This is a genomic window from Paenibacillus sp. FW126-R14, from assembly GCF_058789495.1.
In genome coordinates, this window is record NZ_JBYTBS010000011.1 from 41159 (window position 1) to 60883 (window position 19725).

Consider the following 19725-nt stretch of genomic DNA (forward strand, 5'->3'; position numbering starts at 1 on the left):
CCGGCCTACCTGTGCCGTTATGTAAACGAAGTGAAAGAGAAAGGCTGCGAATGAGAGTCGCAGGCTCCCTCTCTTTAATTAGGGTGGTACCGCGAGACAACCGTCTCGTCCCTTGTGGACGATGAGGTTGTCTTTTTGCGTTGTTCTAACCATGTTTTCACACAATAAGGAGGGATAGCAGATGAAGTGGAATGAGTTAACGGATGCACAGCAGCAGGAAGTAGAGCGCCAGCTGCAAATCATGAAGCGCGGAGCGGCTGAGATTATTCCGGAAGACGCCCTCAAGCAGAAAGTCATTCAAGCGGTAGCAACGGGAAAACCGTTAAAGGTGAAGCTGGGCCTGGATCCGTCCGCACCGGATATTCACATCGGACATACGGTTGTTTTGCAGAAGCTGCGTCAATTCCAAGATCTGGGCCACGAAGTGCAGCTTATCATCGGAGATTTTACAGGGCGTATCGGCGATCCGACCGGGAAGTCCGAAACGCGCAAGCAGCTGACAGAAGAAGATGTAGAGCGGAATGCGCAAACGTATCAGACACAGCTATCCAAAATTTTGGATTTCACCAAAACGACCTTTTTCTACAATTCAAGCTGGCTGGGAGCTTTGAAATTCGATGATGTGTTGAAGCTGGCTGGAAAGGTGACGGTTGCGCGCATGCTGGAACGGGACGATTTCGCCAAAAGATACGCAGCGAATCAGCCGATTCATGTGCATGAATTTTTCTACCCGCTCATGCAGGGCTACGACTCCGTATCCCTCGAAAGCGATATTGAGCTTGGGGGCACGGACCAGACCTTTAATATTTTGATGGGGCGTACACTGCAAAGCGCATACGAGGCGAAAGAGGGGCAAGTGGCTATTCTGATGCCGCTGCTGGAAGGGCTGGATGGCGTACAGAAGATGAGCAAAAGCTTGAAAAATTACATTGGGATCGACGAAGCGCCGAATGACATTTTCGGCAAAACGATGTCTATTCCGGATGGACTTATGCTCAAATACTATGAGCTGACGACGGCCATTTCCGGCGAGGCTCTTGAGGAGCTGAGGGAGGGACTGGCGGCCGGTTCCATCCATCCAAGGGATGCCAAGCTCAGACTGGCTAAGGAATACGTCCAAATGTACCATGGTGCGGAAGCGGCTGAAGAGGCTGAACAGCATTTTATAACCGTTTTTCAAAAACGGGCCTTGCCAGACGATATCGAAGAAATACTGTTAAACGGCAACCTGCTGGAAGCGGGCCAAATCTCGATCATAAAGCTGCTTGTATCTCTGGGACTGCAGACATCCAACGGAGAGGCAAGACGCAGTATCGAGCAAGGCGCCGTGAAAATCAGTGAAGTGAAAATGACGAATATCCATGAGTCGCTCCGTCCGCAGGATGGCGACATCATTCAGGTGGGGAAACGCAAATTTGTGAAAATTAAGCTGGGCTAGAATCAGAAAAAGGGCTTCCCGATCAGCAGTCAACTGATGCAAGAAGCCCTTTCTATTAGGATTACAGCCATTCTTTTTTACGGAACAAAATATACATCGCAACGCCTAACAGTCCCATGAGGGCTAATACGTACTCATCTCCGTGCGGGATCTGAAGCCCGAGAATGTTATCGAAGTTCATTCCGAATACACCGGTAATGAACGTCAGCGGCATGAATATCGTGGTCAGTGCGGTAAAGACACGCATGATATCATTCGCCCGGTTCGCGAGGCTGGATTGATAAGCTTCTCGTAAGTTCCCCATGAGATCGCGGAGCGTATCGAACGTATCGACAATTTTCACGGCATTCTCATAAATGTCGCCAAAATATTTCTGGAGCTGATGATCGATCAGCCTAAGATCCTTCTTGCCGAGCGTGCCGATGACATCGCGCTGAGGAACGAGCACTTTTTTGAGCCAGAGAATTTCCGAACGAAGTCCGATAATTTCATTTAGATGCGTTTTTTTGGTTGCGACCAAAATATCTTCTTCCAGCTTTTCAATCTTGGCCTCGATACGGTCACCAACCGCAACATAATTATCGACGACAAGATCGACTAGATGGTATAGGAAACGATCGGCGCTGTTGACCTCTTCCTCCCAGAGGAAAGGCTTTAAGGCGCGCAGCTCATTAATTTTTTGTCTGGTAACGGTAATAATGACATGCTTGCTTAGAAATAGATTAAGTGCGCGAAGAAAAATTTCTTCATCATCGAAACGAATGCTATTAATAACGATAAAATAATGCGAATCATAAAATTCAATCTTAGGACGCTGTTCCTCTTCGCTCAAGCAGTCCTCCACGGCCAAATCATGCAGATGGAACATAGGTTGAAGAAGTTCTAAATCCTCGATCCCAGCATCAATCCAATAAAAGCCTTTTTCTGGAGGTGTAAGTGCGACAGACACGTCATCGACCAGTGTAAATATGCCATTCTGAACCCATCGTGTTTTCATCTGATCCACCCCTTTGCATGGAATCAGCCGGGTTCAGTTCATCAATTGCGCGAGGCTACGGATGATGGAATAACCGACTGCATTCCTACACTATATACACTATTTAATTTACAAACTTTGCAGGTGCTACTCCTCGGTTCCCCGTCCAAACGTATGCCCCCCTTTTGCGTCCGTGTCGAATAATACTTGTCTAGTATAACCCTTCATATACCCCGTTTCAAGCCAAAAAGTTTGACGAAACAAGCGGAAAATACGCTTAAGATACTGTATGGAATAACGACTGGGCAGGTGCCAAAAAAAACCGCCATGAAGTTACATGGCGGCGTCTAAGATCTTTCCTTTTATTTCTGTATACAACTCAATCAATTCTGGATCCCCGCGGAGCAGCAGATCCTCTTCGCTTTCAGCACCGTAGACTCGATATAACAAGGCTGCAGCTTCCTCTGCTTGCTGCAATGTCGGTTTTGAGTTTTCGATTAAAGCGAAATACCGGTTCAACGAAGCGAAAGCAGAGAAACTATCCGAGGACGGAGCGGACATAATAGACCTCCTTTTATTAGGCAAGTATGTAACCTCTTGATATCTTTTTAACCCGTTTTCAGGTTGTTTTAAACATCAAAATAGGATACATTTCGTATCGATGTTATCACAGGTGGGACACTTTATGCAATTTCTTCGTTTTGGGCTTGTTAAGGTATGGTTAATGTCTTGACTTTACTTTATTTTATAGTATGATGATTTTAATCGCATACGTTTCATTTTCTTATCAAGAGTAGGTGGAGGGACTAGCCCTATGACACCCGGCAACCGACAAACCTTTGCAAGCAAAGGGATGCACGGTGCTAATTCTTGCGGAACCGCTGTAATAAGCGAATCTGGGAGATAAGAGAAGGACATTGACAGTGACTTTCCATGGCCTTTCTCTGATTCCAGAGAAGGTCATTTTTGTTTTTATTTACACGAAAATAATCGATGAAGAGGAGTGAACAGGATGCCGATCAAGATTCCTGACAACCTGCCTGCCAAAGAAATTTTAAACCAAGAGAACATCTTCACCATGGACGAATCTGTCGCGTATCACCAGGATATTCGTCCACTTCGCATTGCTTTGCTAAATTTAATGCCAACGAAAGAAACGACCGAGACGCAGCTGCTGCGCCTGATCGGGAATACGCCGCTGCAAGTGGAGTTCGTTCTGCTGCATCCGAAGACGCACACGTCCAAGAATACGTCCGCTGAACATCTGGAATTGTTCTATAAAACATTTGACGACATCAAAGAAGAAAAGCTCGATGGCATGATTATTACCGGCGCACCGGTTGAGCAGATGGAATTTGAAGATGTGACTTACTGGGAAGAGTTGACGCAAATCCTTAATTGGAGCAAAGAAAACGTCACTTCCACATTGCATATTTGTTGGGCAGCCCAAGCGGGCTTGTATCATCACTTCGGCGTGCGTAAATTTGGCTTGGACAACAAAATGTTCGGCGTTTTCCCGCACACGGTCGAGGTGCCCAATACGAAGCTTCTCCGCGGCTTTGACGAAGTGTTCCATGTCCCGCAATCGCGTCATACCGACGTTTGCCGTGAAGACATCGAGCGATGTACGGAACTGGAGATTTTGTCCCAATCTGAGGATTCCGGTGTGTACATCGTGGCTACCCGCGACGGGAAACATATTTTCGTAACGGGTCATTCGGAGTATGATGCAAACTCATTGAAATGGGAGTACGATCGGGATGTGAGCAAAGGACTTCCGATTGAAATTCCCAAAAATTATTATCCCAACAATGATCCAAGCAGACAGCCATATAACACTTGGAGAGCCCATGCAAATCTGCTGTTTTCCAATTGGTTGAACTACTATGTATATCAGGAAACACCTTTTGAGTTTAACACGAACATCAACGAAAGCTTGGCAAGCGCGCAATTGTAATGGAATTCGAACCTAAATCTTGAGGAGGAACCCCCTTTGTTGAAAATCGAAAGTCGTCTCGCCCAAATTGGCTCTATTGAAGAACCTGTTACAGGAGCAGTCTCCTTCCCTGTGTACCAAGCAACAGCTTTCCGTCATCCGAAGCTCGGTCAAAGCACTGGCTTTGATTATGCGCGCACCAAAAGCCCGACTCGTAAAGTGCTTGAAGATGCGATCGCACAGCTGGAATCCGGAGATGCCGGTTTCGCTTGCTCGTCCGGGATGGCCGCGCTGCAAACGGTTTTTGCATACTTCAGCCAAGGGGATCATTTGATTGTTTCTTTGGATCTATATGGCGGTACATACCGTCTGCTTGAGAAAATCATGTCACGTTTCGGCGTAACTGCGACGTATGTAGACACCAACGATTTGGACGGTTTGGAGTCTGCCTGCCAACCGAACACCAAAGGGCTGATCATCGAGACGCCGACGAATCCGCTCATGATGATTACAGATATCGAGCTTGTCTGTACATGGGCCCGCAAGAAAGGCATCGTGTCCATTGTCGATAATACGCTCTTGACGCCTTATCTGCAGCGTCCGATTGAACTGGGGGCGGATATTGTCGTTCACAGTGCAACCAAATATTTGGGGGGCCACAACGACGTTCTTGCCGGACTTATCGTGACCAAGGGCAAGGAGCTTTCGGAACAAATGGCGTTCCTCCACAATTCCATCGGAGCCGTGCTGGGGCCTCAAGACAGCTGGCTGCTAATGAGAGGCATGAAGACGTTGGCGCTTCGCATGGAGCGTCATGAGCAGAATGCAACCGCAATTGCGAACTTCCTGCTGGAGCACCCGCTGATCTCTGACGTATACTACCCGGCGTTGGAATCGCACCCTGGCCATGCGGTTCAAAATAAACAATCCAGCGGGAACACAGGAATTTTCTCCTTCAAGGTAAAAGATGCAAGGCTCATTGAGCCGATTCTGCGCCATATTCAACTGATTGCCTTTGCTGAGAGCTTAGGCGGCGTTGAGTCTTTGATGACTTACCCGGCTGTGCAAACCCATGCGGATATCCCGCTTGAAATTCGCCAGCAAATCGGGGTGGATGACCGCCTGCTGCGCTTCTCTGTCGGAATTGAGCATCAGGATGACCTTATCGCAGATTTAGCGAATGCGCTCAGCCAAGCACAAGCAGAAATAGAAGGAGAATCCCTGTAATGAGCCATTCACATAAAGAAAAACGCAAGCCGCACGGCCAATTCGCTACGAAGCTCATTCACTTCGGCGGCGAGATCGATGAAGTGACAGGTGCGTCCAGCGTACCTCTGTATCAGGCTTCAACCTTCCATCAAGCCGATTTGGAGGTTTCTCCGGAGTATGACTATACGCGTTCCGGCAACCCGACCCGTCAAGCTTTGGAAGACTACATCACTGTTCTCGAAGGGGGAACCCGGGGCTTCGCCTTTGCTTCCGGCATGGCCGCGATTTCATCGGCTTTCATGCTCCTTTCTCAAGGAGATCATGTCATTGTAACGGAAGACGTCTATGGCGGTACATACCGCTTGCTTACGACAATTATGAACCGGATGGGTGTCGAGTCCACGTTCGTCGATATGACGGACATTGCTCAAGTCCGTGCAGCGCTGCGTTCTAACACCAAAGCGGTCTTCCTTGAAACCCCGTCGAATCCGACGCTGAAAATTACAGACATCGCAGAAGTGGCTGCTTTTGCCAAAGAGCACGATTTGCTGACGATGCTGGACAATACATTCATGACGCCGTATCACCAACGCCCAATCGAACTGGGAATTGACATTGTGCTTCACAGCGCCACCAAATTCCTGGGTGGCCACAGTGACGTTCTGGCTGGACTGGCCGTAGTTGCGAATGACAGTCTGGGACGCAGAATGAAGCAAATCCAGAATGGGTTGGGGAACGTCCTGGGCATTCAAGATTCTTGGCTGCTCATTCGCGGCATGAAAACGTTGAAGGCCCGTATGGAAGCGTCTGAGATCAGCGCGCGGCGCTTGGCGCAGTGGCTGTCTGAGCAGCCGGACATCGATGTTGTTTACTACCCGGGCCTGCCGAACCATCCTCGCAAAGACATTCACGAGAAGCAGTCTCTCGGCTATGGAGCCGTTGTCTCGTTCGATGTTGGCTCCGGCGAGAAAGCGAAAAACTTGTTAAGCAAAGTACGCATTCCACTCGTTGCTGTCTCTCTTGGTGCCGTTGAAAGCATTTTATCTTATCCGGCGATGATGTCTCATGCCGCGATGCCAAAGGAAGTTCGTTTGCAGCGAGGGATCACAGACGGTCTTGTCCGGTATTCGGTAGGTCTTGAGGATATTGAAGATATTAGTGAAGATTTGGAACAAGCGCTCCGCGGATAAACCGTGATGGAATTCCCAGAATAGTCATATTTGCAGAAGGATCTTCAGGATGAAAAGCAGCATTTTGCTGCTTTTTTGGCATGAGTATGGTACGATAAATGGATACGAGCTATCAGAAATTAAAGGAGTGAAGAGCTGTGAAACCGATCGATCGTATTTTAAATAAAGCACAATCAGGCGGGCGAATTGATGTAGAAGAATGCATTACACTGTTCGAATCCGATCAAATAGAGAAAATTGGCGATACTGCAAACCAGATTATGAAGAAGTGGCATCCGGACCCGATTACAACGTTTGTTATTGGCCGGAATATCAACTATACGAATATATGTGATGTCTACTGCCGATTCTGCGCGTTTTATCGTGCACCGGGTTCGGCGGAAGGCTACGTACTGCCGGACGAAACCATTTTCCAGAAGATTCAAGAGACTTTGGATGTGCATGGAACTGAAATTCTGATGCAGGGCGGAACGAACCCGAACCTGCCGTTTAGCTATTACACGAATATTCTTCGTGAGATTAAGAAGCGTTTTGACATTACGATGCACTCTTTCTCACCGGCTGAAATTATGAAAATGAAAGACGTCTCCGACGGCTTGTCGCTGGAAGAAGTCATTCGCCAACTGCATGAAGCAGGTCTGGATTCTTTGCCTGGCGGCGGCGCCGAAATTTTGGATGACCGGACCCGGCGCAAAATCAGCAAGCTCAAAGGCTCCTGGCGCGACTGGATGGACGTGATGCAAACGGCTCACAAAATCGGTATGCATACTACGGGCACTATGGTTATTGGCTTCGGCGAATCGATGGAAGAGCGTGCGCTTCACATGCTGCGCATTCGTGACGCTCAAGACGATGTGTTGATGCAGAAGCTGAACACGCCAGGATTCCTTGCTTTCATTCCGTGGACGTTCCAGCCGGACAATACGAACATGAAGGCGGAGAAAGTAACGCCGGAAGAATATTTGAAAACACTCGCGATTAGCCGAATCATGCTGGACAACGTGCCTAACTTCCAATCTTCCTGGGTTACAATGGGACCTGAGGTCGGCAAGCAGACGCTCAGCTACGGCTGCAACGATTTCGGTTCTACGATGATCGAAGAGAACGTGGTTTCCGCGGCGGGCACGACGCACAAAGTCAACGTGAGTTCGACGCTGGACATCATTCGCCAAGCCGGCAAAATTCCGGCGCAGCGGAATACGAAGTATCAGATTTTGCGCGTTTTTGATGATGAGAATGTCAAAGTCGATAAAGATTTTGTGATGCAGAACTAGGGGTATTTGTTTATAATAAAAGCCTTCATACCACATTGACCGTGGATGGAGGCTTTTCTGCGTAATAAAGTTTAGTTCGCTTCCTTGAGAGGAGCGGTGTGGATGACGGTTTTATTTTTACCTGTTTTCTTGGCTGTATATAAGGATTGATCGGCGCCGGCGAATAGCAGTTCTTTGGAGGTGCCCGGCAAATACTCGCAGAGGCCGATTGAGATAGTGACCGAATGTTCGTTCAGTTCGGCATGTTTCGCTTGGGAAATTTGCCAGCGGATCCGTTCTAGCAAATCAAACACTTCTTCTGTGTTTTTCTCTGTGAAAATGATGGCAAACTCTTCCCCGCCGTATCTGGCTACGAAATCATTGAGACCAACGTGGAGTTTCAATGTGCTGCTCACATTTTTCAGGACAGCGTCACCGGCTCTGTGGCCGTAAGTATCATTGATTTTTTTGAAATTGTCGATGTCGAGCAAAGCGATATGGATGCGGAAATGACCTAAGGCATTCTGCTCGATAAGTTCGTCCATGTATTCATGAAAAGTCATGTGATTATATAGATCGGTTAGCGCATCCGTTTTGGATAGCTTATCCATGATAATATTTTTGATCAGCAGTTCTTGTTTTAGTTCGGTCGTGGTCCGTAAATTGTCCAGAATTTCAACGCCGCGTTTCATTATTCCGGATACGATGATCGTAATGATACTGAGTACAGGTAGAATGGTCAGCAGATCCGCTAACGTATAGTCCGAGAGTACGCTCCATCTTACGATAAAAAGAATGAAAAAGGACAGCAGGGTTAAGACTACGGAATAAACGATTTTGGAAAGTTGATGATAAAAGATAGAAACGAAAATCGGGAGTAAAATATAGAGGACAACCAAATCAACTTCATAGTTGAAGTAAATAATGGTAAAAGACAAGATCGCGCCGCCGCTAATGATTTGGTAGTCGAGCAGTTTTTTATAATACCTATTAGTCGTTTCTAGCAGAATGAGGATGAGGATCATGATAAGGACAGAAGAGGCCAAATGGCGCAGTATGCTGGGGAGGTCCCGTTTTGCTGTGAAAGAGTAGAGAAACTCGAAAGGCAGCTGAAGCATCACTAGAAACCAGTACGTGTTCAGTAATTTACGATTCCAAGCATGTCTGTGCAATTGGTATACGTCAATTTGCATGGATACTCACTCCAAATATGCGACTAAAGCACTATAATAAATATCATAGCATGAAAACTTACGGGATTGGAATAACCTTACATAAAGATTTGATAAAGAAAGCTGAAAGTAAATGGTAATTTGTTCGTCGTATATCTCCTACCTATCGACCATATACTCTTAAGAGGAGGATGTATAGATGGAAGGAGTGAGGGCATGGAACTGTTTGCTATCGTGATTATGAAGGTTGATGAACTATATGTGCGCTCGCTAAGCGCTCAGATAGAACGTGAGCTGCAGCTTTTACATAACGTTGAAAATGGATGGACAGTCGGGTACGAATGGACGGAATCACATGCATCTGTTCGTCTGGAAGCCATGCTGACGGAGTTGGCGGCTCCGCTGATCCGGAATCAAGTGATGCCGATCTTGGCCGGTAGTTTGGCTGACCACATCATCGCGGATAAGGAATCAAGCATCTTGCGGAATTTGCTTATCAAGGAATTTAAGTATGATGCCCAAGAAGACCTGGAGGCCATTGAAGGGTACTGCAAGCAGTCGCTATATACGGAATCCGGGATGGAGGAAACCGGCAATAGCTTTGGGCTGCAGCGCCGCAAACAAATATTAGTCGAACAGCTGATGTTGGCGTTTGAGGAGACATCAAGGCTAAGCTTGGATGGCTTTCTTCATTTCCGGCTGCAGGAATATACGGACGAGCTGCGGGAAGTAGCGGAATATGCCATTGATGAATATATGATGGACCGCCAGTATCAGGAATTTATTTCCCTTTTGCAATATTTTGTGTATATTCAGGAGGCCAAAATCCCGGTTGTTCACCTCATTCATAAAGGCGGGCATGAGTTTGTTATTTTGAACGATCGGTTGGAGCTTATTGATGCGAATGAATTCGATGCTACGTTCAAATTGGAAGTGCTGGAGAAGGATATCAACTTCGAGGATATGATCGTGAGCACCCTCATAACGGTATCCCCTGCGAACATCTACATTCACACAAGAGATCCGGACATGACGGTTATCAAGACGATTAGGCAAATCTTTGAGGATCGAACAACGGTGTGTTCCTACTGCCGTACTTGCGACATCTATTTAGGGGAATCCAAGAAACAAGATCAACTCTCCCCTTGACCTTGAACGAAGAGCCAATTATAATAATGATCGAAGGCGTTAAGATCAAAGACAAGAACTTTCTGCAAGAACTGCTCAGAGAGAGGAGACTAGGCTGCAATCTCCTTCAGCGATTCAGATTGTTTACCCCTTTGTAGCCGTGTTGTGGAATGCAGCCTGATTGGCAGGCTTGTTAGTATACAGCACCGGAGTCATTCCCGTTATCGAATGCTGATGAGGATTCGCCATAGCCTGTGGTTATGCAGTGAATCGAACTAGGGTGGAACCACGAGCTGAGCGCACTCGTCCCTTATGGGATGCAGTGTGCTTTTTTGCGTTCAATCACATATATACAGGAGGAACGAAGATGGTTGTACAAGTGAAATTACCAGATGGCGCAGTGAGAGAGTACGCAGTTGGAACGACCATTGAGCAGGTGGCGGAGTCCATTTCTTCCGGGTTGAAGAAAAATGCCGTAGGCGGCAAAGTGAACGGAAAATCAGTCGATTTGTCATTCTCATTGGAAAACGATGCAGACGTTGAAATTTTGACGCTTGATAATGAAGCGGGTCTAGAAATGTATCGTCACAGTACGGCACATTTGATGGCTCAAGCGATTAAACGAATTTATGGCGACAAAGCTGTAAAATTGGGGATCGGGCCTGTCATTGAAGATGGATTCTATTATGACATCGATTTGGAAACACCGCTGAATCCCGAGGATTTGGTGAAAATCGAGAAGGAAATGGAACGCATCTCTAATGAGAACTTGGCGATTACCCGCCGCGTCGTTTCCCGTGAAGAAGCGATTCGCATTTTCACAGAAATGGAAGATCCGTATAAGCTGGAGTTGATTCGCGATCTGCCAGAAGATGCAGTCCTTACGATTTATGACCAAGGCGAGTTCTTCGATTTGTGCCGCGGGCCGCATTTGCCGTCTACCGGCAAAATTAAGGCTTTCAAATTGCTCAGCGTAGCGGGTGCTTACTGGCGCGGCGACGCTAAAAACAAAATGCTGCAGCGTATCTACGGAACAGCATTCCCTAAAAAAGCTCAGCTGGATGAGCATTTGCACTTGCTTGAAGAAGCGAAAAAGCGTGACCACCGCAAGCTGGGCAGAGAGCTGAAAATGTTCGCTTTCTCCCGCGAAGTAGGACAAGGGTTGCCCCTATGGCTACCGAACGGTGCCAAACTAAGACGCACCATGGAACGTTACATCGTGGACTTGGAAGAGCGTTTGGGCTACCAGCACGTGTACACTCCGGTGCTTGCTAACGTAGAGCTGTACAAAACTTCCGGTCACTGGGATCACTACCATGAGGACATGTTCCCTAAAATGGTGATGGACAACGAAGAGCTTGTCCTTCGTCCGATGAACTGCCCGCATCACATGATGGTCTACAAGAGCGATATGCGCAGCTACCGCGATCTGCCGGTCCGGATTGCTGAGCTTGGCACGATGCATCGTTACGAAATGTCCGGTGCTCTAACCGGTCTTCACCGTGTTCGTGCTATGACACTCAATGATGCGCACATCTTCTGCCGTTTGGATCAGATCAAAGAAGAGTTCTCCCGCGTTGTCACTTTGATTCGTCAAGTATATGCGGATTTCGGAATTACTGACTATCGTTTCCGTTTGTCCTACCGGGATCCTAAGGATACTGAGAAGTATTTCCAAGACGATCAAATGTGGGAGACTTCCCAACGCATGCTGCGTGAAGTAGTTGAAGAATTGGGACTTCCGTTCTACGAAGCTGAGGGTGAAGCGGCATTCTATGGTCCTAAGCTTGACGTTCAGATCAAAACAGCACTGAAGAAAGAAGAAACGCTTTCCACTGCGCAAATCGACTTCTTGCTGCCGGAACGTTTCCAACTGGAATACACAGGGGAAGACGGTCAAAAACATCGCCCTGTCGTTATTCACAGAGGGATCATCTCCACTATGGAACGTATGACGGCTTTCTTGCTTGAGAATTTCGCAGGTGCGCTGCCGACTTGGTTGATGCCGGTGCAAGCTAAAGTTATTCCAGTATCGCCTGCATTTGAGGAATTCTCGAACAAGGTGACTGAGCGCTTATTGGCTGCAGGCATCCGTGTTGAAGCGGACAACCGCAATGAGAAGCTGGGCTACAAGATTCGCGAAGCGCAGCTCGAGAAAATTCCATTCATGCTAGTTGTCGGTGAAAACGAAGTGACGAACGAAAGTCTCTCCGTCCGCAAACGGGGGCAAGGAGATTTGGGTACTCACCCGATTGAGCAAGTCATTGGCATGATCAACGAAGAGATAAGCAAAAAACTGTAAGTCAATTTTCATATAAAAGAAGCAGAGAAGACGACGTCTTCTCTGCTTTTTTTTGTGTACATATAACGATTCCTTATGATTTTGGTTTGGTATGTATAAGGGGACGTAAAGGGGGCACTTTAAACAGTGAATATGCATATGGAGGTTTAATTCTGGAATGAACTGGACAACCTGCAATAGTAGGGGGAGGTTTCACAACGATGTTTGCTGACTTATTCACTAAGCCCAAATGGCTTGGCGCATGGGTGATTATGAATGTTTTGATTGCGCTTTTGGGACAAGAAACAAGGAACACGGCCGACACCGTAAGCCATATACAAGTGCCGCATCAAATGGATATTCCGGAGAAAACGGAACCTGTTTCGGTGCCGGTAGCACAAGATCGCGGGCAGCAAATCAATTACCGCTATGTTCCGAGGCTGGATTCAGATTTGTCGAAACTGAAAGCTGTTGAAGTGACGGCCACCGGGTATTACGCAGGCAAAGAATCCACGGGCAAGAATCCGGATCATCCTGAGTACGGGATTACGTTTTCGGGAATTAAAGTGAAGCGGGACGATAAAGCTTTATCGACCATTGCCGCTGATACGAAAGTTTTCCCGCTGGGTACGGTCTTATTTATCCCGGGTTATGGCTATGGGGTCGTTGCTGACACGGGAAGTGCGATTAAAGGGAAGAAAATCGATTTATATTTTGACACGAAAGATCAGGTCTACAAAGAATGGGGTAAAAAAACCGTCAAAGTCTTTATCGTCAAGCAGGGGAATGGCAAGGTCACGGAGCTTATTTGGAATCAGTTGAAGGATGAGATTTTATCTCCGACTAAATCGTTGTAAAGTTTGTTTTGGCTAAACATTTCCATCATAAAAAATCCTGTTTGGGGAACGATATACATACAGGAGGTGATTGAACATGGCTAAGAACAAGAACAACAAAAACAACAACTTGAACTCGAGAGCAGCTCAAGACGTAGAATTTGCTACGGAATCTGCGGTATCTAACAAGCAGCAACAAAACAACAATCAAAACCAAAATCAAAACAAATAACGAATAAATACTTAGAGGAAAAAGAAGCAGGGACCCGGAAGGGTCTCTGTTTTGTTTGTGCTTATGCGGTGCAAAAGGATCTCCTCGAGCATGGGACGGACACCAGCGCTGTTATTTGCTCGCAAGGGGGCTGATTTCGCCCCGAGATGGGCCAATAAGGGTTCTGGCGTCCGTTAGCAGAGAGACACGATGCTTTTCGCGAAGATAACGGCCGCTGTGTCCGAAGTGTAACGAGGCATAGGACTCTTTCGACCGAATCGAACGTTGGCCTGGCCGGAGAACCCTCATTTCGTAGGAGTACATGTCAGCTATTTCGAAGAAATCGTGCATTCACTTATCCTAAAGCGATAATAGATGACACGGAAACCTCTGTCGGTGTCGTGAGCATCGATTTATTCTTGAAATAATGGTTCTCAAATCCATTGCTTTAGTGTAAAATAAGATTACTGTGATGAATGTTGACATGGGGAGATAGGTGAGTGACTATGCTGAGTGCTATGCGATTGGACGGGGATTCTCAAAGGACACCGAGGAAAGCCGCGGAGGTATTTCCTTTCTTAGAAGCTTACATTGCCCGCAAGGAGCAGCAGGCTTTAGAGATTGAGCAAGTGGTGGAGCGTTACGAGAGGAAGAGAATGAAGGAAGAGCGAGCTTATCAGGCGATGTCTTCACTGCGCCGCATGTTCATGGGGAAGAAACCCGACCATCATCTTGCTGTAGAGTATATCCACTATGTGAAGAAGCCGATGGAGCAAGTGAATAAGCTGCGCGCCGAGATTGCGCGTGCCAGACAGATTCTGAATGAATCCAAGCCAGGCGACGATATCACCATTCCGGAAGAATTTGAAGAACTGCTTCCTTAACGAGTGCCATATATAAGATCCGAACGGTAGAAATAAGTGAATAGTTGAATATCAAAGGAGCTAAGCGCTTGTATGTGCTTAGCTCCTTTGTTTTTGGTGCTTGCTTCTTTCTTGAGTTTCTCCATGAAAAGCCCCTATTCCGGCAGAATGCGCAAAATAGGGGATCGTAGTTCTCTCTATCCTTTTTTCAATTGCTCCAAATCCAGAAAACCGTCTTCCTGGCTGTAAGCCGGAACGCCGTGAATCCCTACATCCAAGCCCACGAGTTCTTCGTCTCTGCTTACACGCAAAGGAACAATGAGATTAATAAGTTTCATAACGCCCCAAGTGAGGGCGAAGCCCCAAATACAAACCGTAACAAGGCCTAACGCTTGAACGCCGAGCAGACCGAATCCGCCGCCATACAATAACCCGGCGGTTCCTTCGCGAATGGCGTCAGGCTGTGCGAATAAGCCTACAGCCAACGTCCCGATGCTGCCGCTGATGCCATGAACCGGAAACGCGCCGACGGGATCGTCGATTTGTCTGGCTTCCAGCATCTCGGTCGCGTAGACCATCGCAATTCCGCACACGGCTCCGATGAAAATGGCGGCGGCGTCGCTGACAAAAGCACAGCCGGCGGTAATGCCGACCAATCCTGCCAGTGCGCCGTTGATGACCATCGGCGGATCGGCTTTGCGGTAGCGCAGCATAGTAAATAAAATGCAAGTTGCACTGCCTGCTGCTGCTGCCAACATCGTCGTTACGGCAATATGGCCAATCGATGTATTGGTGGCGCTGAGCGTACTGCCGGAGTTGAAGCCGAACCAGCCAAACCAAAGAATGAAGGCCCCTACCGAGGCAAGCGGTAAATTAGAGGGAGGAACGATGTTGGCAGAACCGTTTGCAGAAAATTTGCCGATTCGGGGACCGATGATCATGGCAGCCGCGAGTGCCGAGAAGCCGCCCAGGCCGTGAATGACAGCCGATCCGGCGAAATCAACCATGCCTAATTTCCCCAGCCAGCCACCCGCGGCCCATACCCAGTGACCGGCAATCGGATAGATTAAACCTGTCATGGCAATCGTGTAGAGGATGTAAGCCCGGAAATTGATGCGCTCGGCAACGGCCCCGGAAACGATGGAAATAACAGCGATAACGAAAGCGCATTGGAACAGCCAGTAGGTTTCATGTGAGATATTCAAAACGATATGTGTCAAATCTCCTCCCATGAAGAAACCCGTCGTTCCTATGATCCCTCCAAGGTCTTTGCCATACATAAGCGCAAAACCGATAAAATAGAAAATAAGTGCTCCGAAAGCGATATCAACAAACACTTTCATAATAATGCTTACGGCATTTTTCTGTCTGACAAAGCCTGCTTCCAGTAACGCGAAGCCCCCCTCCATCAATAAAATCATGGCAGCGGTCAGAACCACCCATATGGTATCTAGACCGCTGGAAAGCTGTTGGATTTGATCCATTTGTAATCTCTCCTTATATTCGACGCGTTCTAATGGAACAATTATACGGTTCTGATGATAAGGATGTCAACGAAATACGTAAGAATACATGACATAAAACGAGAAATGTTCGTATCCTTTGAAAATCATGTCAGTTATTCTGTTTACGGCTTGCTGAAAACTCGGTCTCTAGACCGAGGGAGCCTTCAATCCCTCGTCTCTTTTCAATCTTGCTTGTATCTTATAGACTAGAAGTATCTTAACAACGATGTACACAAATGGAGGCAGAACGTATGAATCCGCATATGTTTCAACGCATGATTTGGGGGCTTGTCCTCGTGACGGCTGGTGTCCTTTTTTTACTTAATCAACTGGGTTTTATCCATGTTGATCTTGCCTATATGTTTTCCACGTATTGGCCTGTCATTCTCATCTTTTATGGCCTCGTTGGATTCCTGTGGCAGCGGAAGTATCATTGGGGGGGCTCGATATGGAGTTTGCTCGTCGCCGGTGTCGGAACGATCTTCCTTCTAAAGAATTTGAACTTGACCGATCGTTCATTAGGCGAAATGTTTAAAATTTTGGCCCCGGCTGCCTTGATTTTATTCGGTTTGAATGTGCTCTTCCGGCCGGGTCGTAAAGAGTCTCCCGATTGGCTAGCGATGAAAGAAGCGAAAGAACAAGCAAGAAGAGAAAGACGGGAAGCTAGGAGGAAAGAACACGGGAGACATAGCAATCCGTGGGATTCCTCAAATTGGCATCCGCATACTGCGAAGGAGCCGTTCGCTAAGGAAAAAGCAGAAAAGGATCATTTCTCGGGAAATGAAACGAAGCATACGCTTAGCGATGAGGAAAAAGAGGTGCTGAAGGATATTCATGGCGAGTTCCACACGAAGCATGCGGAGGAATGGCTCGGCTCTGAAGAGCCTGCTCCTAAGCCGCCAATTCGACTTGACAAGCAGGCACAGCCGAAAACGCAGCATATGCATCACGGCCATCGGTACGATGATTTCGTGCGAAATTTCGATTCCGGCGACGTGCTTCACCGGCACGGCTTTATCGGCGATGTGCATCTTGGCCAAGAGGCGTGGGAATTAAAGCCGATTCAAATTTCACATTTTATTGGAGATTCTGTCATAGATTTGACCCGTGCGGCAATTCCGTTAGGTGAAACAACGATTCATGTCACGGCCTTTATCGGCGATGTGAAAATTTTTATCCCGAACGATCTTGATGTGGAAGTGCGCGTTATGGCCAGCTCTTTTATTGGAGATATGAAGGTGCTTGACCGGCGTGAGAGCGGCTTCCTGCGCAGCGTGAGAACGCAAACCTCGCATTATGAGGAGGCGGACCGGAAGCTCGTAGTCACAACCAGCATGTTTATTGGTGACATCACAATCAAAAAGATAGGTTAAGGATGGAGCATGTACAAATTGCGAATGTTCAATATGAAGTGGCAGCTGCTGAATTACTTTCTGATTTCGAGTTTACTCACCGTCTCAAGTATTTTTATCGTGCTTGAGTACTACAGCCGGGAGCTTGCGTCATGGGAGTTCCGGATGTGGTTTCTCATTGCCATTTTAACGCTCTGTCTAACCGTAGGTTATGTAGCAACCAAGAGATGGCAGCGCAAGGTCGATGAGCTTCATGTGGCCATGCTGGAATTGTCTAAGGGGAACTTCTCCAGCCGCGTTGAGCTTGAGCCTGTAGAACCATTCTTATATTTATATGATGCTTTCAATAAAATGGCTGCCTCTGTTGAAGAGCGTGTGCAACTGCTGCAAAAATTAGGCGAGGCAGAAGCTATTCGCGATCAGGAGCTCACGGAAAATGCGGTGATGGAGGAAAGGCGCCGCCTGGCGCGGGACCTGCATGATACTGTCAGCCAAGAGCTGTTCGCTATCCATATGTCCGCCTCCTCTTTGCCGAAAATACTGGAAAGAAACCCTGATGCAGCTCCGACCGTGATGAATCAACTCATTCAAATGTCGCATCATGCCCAGAAGCAGATGCGCGGTTTGATTTCGCAGCTTAGACCGATTGAATTAAATGATATGAGCTTACAAGAAGCCCTGGAGAAATGGTTTCCGGAATATTGCCGGACTCATGAACTGCAGGGCCAGCTTGATGTTTCGCTGCATGAAGCGATTTCGGAAGCGATCGAGCATCAGTTTTTCCTGATTATTCAAGAAGGTCTTGCCAATGTCGTCAAGCATGCTTCCGCCAAAGGAGTTCGGCTCGCGATCTACGAAAGAGAGCATCAATACGTGCTTCAGCTGCAGGATGACGGCCAAGGCTTCGAGCGAAGGGATATCCCGTCAGCCTCCCATGGCTTATCGACAATGAGAGAACGGGCGCAAAAGCTCGGCGGCGATGTGGAAATCGATAGCAAATTAGGATCGGGTACCCGGGTACGGGTACGCATTCCGCGTTTTACGGGACAGAACGGACTTGTTACAAAGGAGAAAGAGGGTAATGGCGATGACTAACATAAAGGTAATGATTGTAGATGATCACGATATGGTCCGCGTAGGATTAAGGACTTATATTTCCATGGAACCTGGGTTGGAGGTTGTAGGCGAAGCCGGGAACGGCCAGGAGGCATTCGACAAGTTAAATGGGGAGCTGTCCACAAGGCTTCCGGATGTGATTTTAATGGATCTTACGATGCCTGTGCTTGACGGGATAGGGGCTACCAAATTAATATGCGGCAAGTTTCCGGAGATCCGGATCATCATGCTTACGAGTTTCTTGGAAGAAACGAAAGTGCTTGAGGCCGTGGAGTCGGGAGCAATCAGCTATATGCTGAAAACGGTCTCCTCTGAGCAATTGATTCATGCCATCCAGAGCGCATACCGCGGGATGCCTGTGATGAATTCGGAGGTGTCTTTGGCCTTAACGAGAGGCGTAAGACAGCGCAATGCGATGCCGGAGGAAGAGGGGCTGACTTCCCGCGAGAAGGAAGTGCTGCTTTTGATTGCGGAAGGCAAAAGCAACAAAGATATTTCGGAGGAACTTTTTATTAGTATAAAAACAGTAAAAACGCATGTCAGCAATCTATTGATGAAGTGCGAGTTAGACGATCGGACCCAGTTGGCTATTTTTGCCCATCGTAAAGGTTGGGTTTGATGAAGTAGGAACCTCACACATAAAAACTACATTTTGGCACATTCTATGCGTACGGCAACTAATATGAGCGCTTAAGGAGTGTCTGAATGAAAACATTATCATCATCGTTGGAGCAGGTCAAAGAGTCCTTCGACAGTGTTCGCGACCACCTGCATGAGTTCGATTTCGCATTAGGAGGAAACTGGGATTACGATCATGGCTATTTCGACCGCTATTTAGACGAAGCGCATAAAGTATGGCTGCGCATCCCCTTTCAAGTCATCACCGGGAGAATCGATGGCGATTCGGAGGCAACGGATGCTATCGTGGAAGTGGGTACGCCATTTGTGCTGAAGCACGTTTATAATGAAGGGCTTGATCAAGCGGCGGAAGCGGAAACCTATGGAGCGATGATTGACCAGTTTCAAGCGCCGCTGGATCCGGATGCCGATGTGGAAGCCAAATGGGTGGAAGAAGCCGCAGAATTGCTCAAAAAGGTTGAGCAAGCTTGGATTCAATAAATTTGTCCTTTTTTTACCTCCATTTTATTGTTTTTTAATATTCGTTTAAGGTTGTGAGTGCATGATAGAACCATAGACAGCAAGACATTAGCCCACTAATGAAAATGCACATTATAACTTATTAAACAAGTGGAGGTAAG

At 47.4% G+C, this 19725-nt stretch carries 18 protein-coding genes, 1 riboswitch and 1 other annotated feature (1 of these 20 running past the window's edge); of the genes, 14 read left to right on the forward strand and 4 right to left on the reverse strand.

Annotated features, from left to right (window positions below; all coding sequences use genetic code 11):
• Positions 1-116 (forward strand) — a binding site (T-box leader); it begins 149 nt to the left of the window's first position.
• 65 nt (positions 117-181) lie between these two features.
• Complete coding sequence (gene tyrS, locus AC3WRW_RS10335; protein WP_492546234.1) at positions 182-1438, forward strand: tyrosine--tRNA ligase; 1257 nt, start codon at positions 182-184, stop codon at positions 1436-1438.
• 61 nt (positions 1439-1499) lie between these two features.
• Here tyrS and corA read toward each other — a convergent pair whose 3' ends face one another.
• Positions 1500-2435 carry a magnesium/cobalt transporter CorA gene (gene corA, locus AC3WRW_RS10340; RefSeq protein ID WP_492546235.1) on the reverse strand — a complete coding sequence of 312 codons (936 nt, stop codon included), beginning with the start codon at positions 2433-2435 and terminating at the stop codon, positions 1500-1502.
• 312 nt (positions 2436-2747) lie between these two features.
• Positions 2748-2975, reverse strand: a complete 228-nt coding sequence (locus AC3WRW_RS10345) for a hypothetical protein (RefSeq protein WP_492546236.1) — start codon at positions 2973-2975, stop codon at positions 2748-2750.
• A 220-nt stretch (positions 2976-3195) separates the two neighbouring features.
• Positions 3196-3324, forward strand: a riboswitch (SAM riboswitch).
• A gap of 102 nt (positions 3325-3426) precedes the next feature.
• Between AC3WRW_RS10345 and metA the strand changes: the two genes are divergently transcribed.
• The 4 genes from metA to mqnC all read left to right on the forward strand — a co-directional run bounded on the left by metA (position 3427) and on the right by mqnC (position 8023).
• A complete protein-coding gene (metA, locus tag AC3WRW_RS10350) occupies positions 3427-4371 on the forward strand; it encodes a homoserine O-acetyltransferase MetA (protein WP_492546237.1) in 945 nt (314 codons plus the stop codon).
• A gap of 39 nt (positions 4372-4410) precedes the next feature.
• Positions 4411-5577, forward strand: a complete 1167-nt coding sequence (locus AC3WRW_RS10355; protein ID WP_492546302.1) for a PLP-dependent transferase — start codon at positions 4411-4413, stop codon at positions 5575-5577.
• A complete protein-coding gene (locus AC3WRW_RS10360; RefSeq protein ID WP_492546238.1) occupies positions 5577-6749 on the forward strand; it encodes an aminotransferase class V-fold PLP-dependent enzyme in 1173 nt (390 codons plus the stop codon). The genes AC3WRW_RS10355 and AC3WRW_RS10360 overlap by 1 nt, the downstream gene beginning before the upstream one ends.
• A 137-nt stretch (positions 6750-6886) precedes the next feature.
• Entirely contained in the window at positions 6887-8023 is a 1137-nt protein-coding gene (gene mqnC / locus AC3WRW_RS10365) for a cyclic dehypoxanthinyl futalosine synthase (protein ID WP_492546239.1), read from the forward strand.
• 71 nt (positions 8024-8094) lie between these two features.
• Here the strand turns inward: mqnC and AC3WRW_RS10370 are convergent, their stop codons facing one another.
• Positions 8095-9195, reverse strand: a complete 1101-nt coding sequence (locus tag AC3WRW_RS10370; RefSeq protein ID WP_492546240.1) for a GGDEF domain-containing protein — start codon at positions 9193-9195, stop codon at positions 8095-8097.
• 195 nt (positions 9196-9390) lie between these two features.
• Here AC3WRW_RS10370 and AC3WRW_RS10375 point away from each other — a divergent pair, with 195 nt between their 5' ends.
• The 5 genes from AC3WRW_RS10375 to AC3WRW_RS10395 all read left to right on the forward strand — a co-directional run bounded on the left by AC3WRW_RS10375 (position 9391) and on the right by AC3WRW_RS10395 (position 14514).
• Entirely contained in the window at positions 9391-10323 is a 933-nt protein-coding gene (locus tag AC3WRW_RS10375) for a putative sporulation protein YtxC (RefSeq protein WP_492546241.1), read from the forward strand.
• Positions 10324-10669: 346 nt separating this feature from the next.
• Positions 10670-12604 (forward strand): threonine--tRNA ligase, encoded by a 1935-nt coding sequence (thrS, locus tag AC3WRW_RS10380; RefSeq protein WP_167061886.1) that lies wholly within the window; start codon positions 10670-10672, stop codon positions 12602-12604.
• Positions 12605-12804: 200 nt separating this feature from the next.
• A complete protein-coding gene (locus AC3WRW_RS10385) occupies positions 12805-13440 on the forward strand; it encodes a 3D domain-containing protein (RefSeq protein WP_492546242.1) in 636 nt (211 codons plus the stop codon).
• Positions 13441-13516: 76 nt separating this feature from the next.
• Positions 13517-13651 carry a hypothetical protein gene (locus AC3WRW_RS10390; protein ID WP_492546243.1) on the forward strand — a complete coding sequence of 45 codons (135 nt, stop codon included), beginning with the start codon at positions 13517-13519 and terminating at the stop codon, positions 13649-13651.
• Between the two features lie 485 nt (positions 13652-14136).
• Entirely contained in the window at positions 14137-14514 is a 378-nt protein-coding gene (locus AC3WRW_RS10395) for a hypothetical protein (protein ID WP_492546303.1), read from the forward strand.
• A gap of 176 nt (positions 14515-14690) precedes the next feature.
• Here the strand turns inward: AC3WRW_RS10395 and AC3WRW_RS10400 are convergent, their stop codons facing one another.
• Complete coding sequence (locus tag AC3WRW_RS10400; protein ID WP_492546244.1) at positions 14691-15977, reverse strand: ammonium transporter; 1287 nt, start codon at positions 15975-15977, stop codon at positions 14691-14693.
• A gap of 272 nt (positions 15978-16249) precedes the next feature.
• On the opposite strand from AC3WRW_RS10400, the gene liaF reads away from it, so the two are divergent.
• The 4 genes from liaF (at position 16250) to AC3WRW_RS10420 (ending at position 19585) form a co-directional block, all read left to right on the forward strand.
• Positions 16250-17371, forward strand: coding sequence for a cell wall-active antibiotics response protein LiaF (gene liaF, locus AC3WRW_RS10405; RefSeq protein ID WP_492546245.1), 1122 nt, complete (start codon positions 16250-16252; stop codon positions 17369-17371).
• A gap of 9 nt (positions 17372-17380) precedes the next feature.
• On the forward strand, positions 17381-18445 hold the full coding sequence (locus AC3WRW_RS10410; RefSeq protein WP_492546246.1) for a HAMP domain-containing sensor histidine kinase: 1065 nt from the start codon (positions 17381-17383) through the stop codon (positions 18443-18445).
• Positions 18438-19085 carry a response regulator gene (locus tag AC3WRW_RS10415; RefSeq protein ID WP_492546247.1) on the forward strand — a complete coding sequence of 216 codons (648 nt, stop codon included), beginning with the start codon at positions 18438-18440 and terminating at the stop codon, positions 19083-19085. The genes AC3WRW_RS10410 and AC3WRW_RS10415 overlap by 8 nt, the downstream gene beginning before the upstream one ends.
• Positions 19086-19171: 86 nt before the next feature.
• Positions 19172-19585, forward strand: a complete 414-nt coding sequence (locus AC3WRW_RS10420) for a YugN family protein (protein WP_492546248.1) — start codon at positions 19172-19174, stop codon at positions 19583-19585.
• The last annotated feature ends 140 nt before the right edge of the window (positions 19586-19725 follow it).

What these genes read in the sequence shown, in the direction of transcription:
- AC3WRW_RS10410 (WP_492546246.1), top strand. Translation starts at nt 17,381, where the DNA reads ATGTACAAATTGCGAATGTTCAATATGAAGTGGCAGCTGCTGAATTAC.
- AC3WRW_RS10395 (WP_492546303.1), top strand. Translation starts at nt 14,137, where the DNA reads ATGCTGAGTGCTATGCGATTGGACGGGGATTCTCAAAGGACACCGAGG.
- AC3WRW_RS10385 (WP_492546242.1), top strand. Translation starts at nt 12,805, where the DNA reads ATGTTTGCTGACTTATTCACTAAGCCCAAATGGCTTGGCGCATGGGTG.
- AC3WRW_RS10360 (WP_492546238.1), top strand. Translation starts at nt 5,577, where the DNA reads ATGAGCCATTCACATAAAGAAAAACGCAAGCCGCACGGCCAATTCGCT.
- AC3WRW_RS10390 (WP_492546243.1), top strand. Translation starts at nt 13,517, where the DNA reads ATGGCTAAGAACAAGAACAACAAAAACAACAACTTGAACTCGAGAGCA.
- metA (WP_492546237.1), top strand. Translation starts at nt 3,427, where the DNA reads ATGCCGATCAAGATTCCTGACAACCTGCCTGCCAAAGAAATTTTAAAC.
- liaF (WP_492546245.1), top strand. Translation starts at nt 16,250, where the DNA reads ATGAATCCGCATATGTTTCAACGCATGATTTGGGGGCTTGTCCTCGTG.
- AC3WRW_RS10420 (WP_492546248.1), top strand. Translation starts at nt 19,172, where the DNA reads ATGAAAACATTATCATCATCGTTGGAGCAGGTCAAAGAGTCCTTCGAC.
- AC3WRW_RS10415 (WP_492546247.1), top strand. Translation starts at nt 18,438, where the DNA reads ATGACTAACATAAAGGTAATGATTGTAGATGATCACGATATGGTCCGC.
- AC3WRW_RS10370 (WP_492546240.1), bottom strand. Translation starts at nt 9,195, where the DNA reads ATGCAAATTGACGTATACCAATTGCACAGACATGCTTGGAATCGTAAA.
- corA (WP_492546235.1), bottom strand. Translation starts at nt 2,435, where the DNA reads ATGAAAACACGATGGGTTCAGAATGGCATATTTACACTGGTCGATGAC.
- AC3WRW_RS10345 (WP_492546236.1), bottom strand. Translation starts at nt 2,975, where the DNA reads ATGTCCGCTCCGTCCTCGGATAGTTTCTCTGCTTTCGCTTCGTTGAAC.
- tyrS (WP_492546234.1), top strand. Translation starts at nt 182, where the DNA reads ATGAAGTGGAATGAGTTAACGGATGCACAGCAGCAGGAAGTAGAGCGC.
- AC3WRW_RS10400 (WP_492546244.1), bottom strand. Translation starts at nt 15,977, where the DNA reads ATGGATCAAATCCAACAGCTTTCCAGCGGTCTAGATACCATATGGGTG.
- thrS (WP_167061886.1), top strand. Translation starts at nt 10,670, where the DNA reads ATGGTTGTACAAGTGAAATTACCAGATGGCGCAGTGAGAGAGTACGCA.
- AC3WRW_RS10375 (WP_492546241.1), top strand. Translation starts at nt 9,391, where the DNA reads ATGGAACTGTTTGCTATCGTGATTATGAAGGTTGATGAACTATATGTG.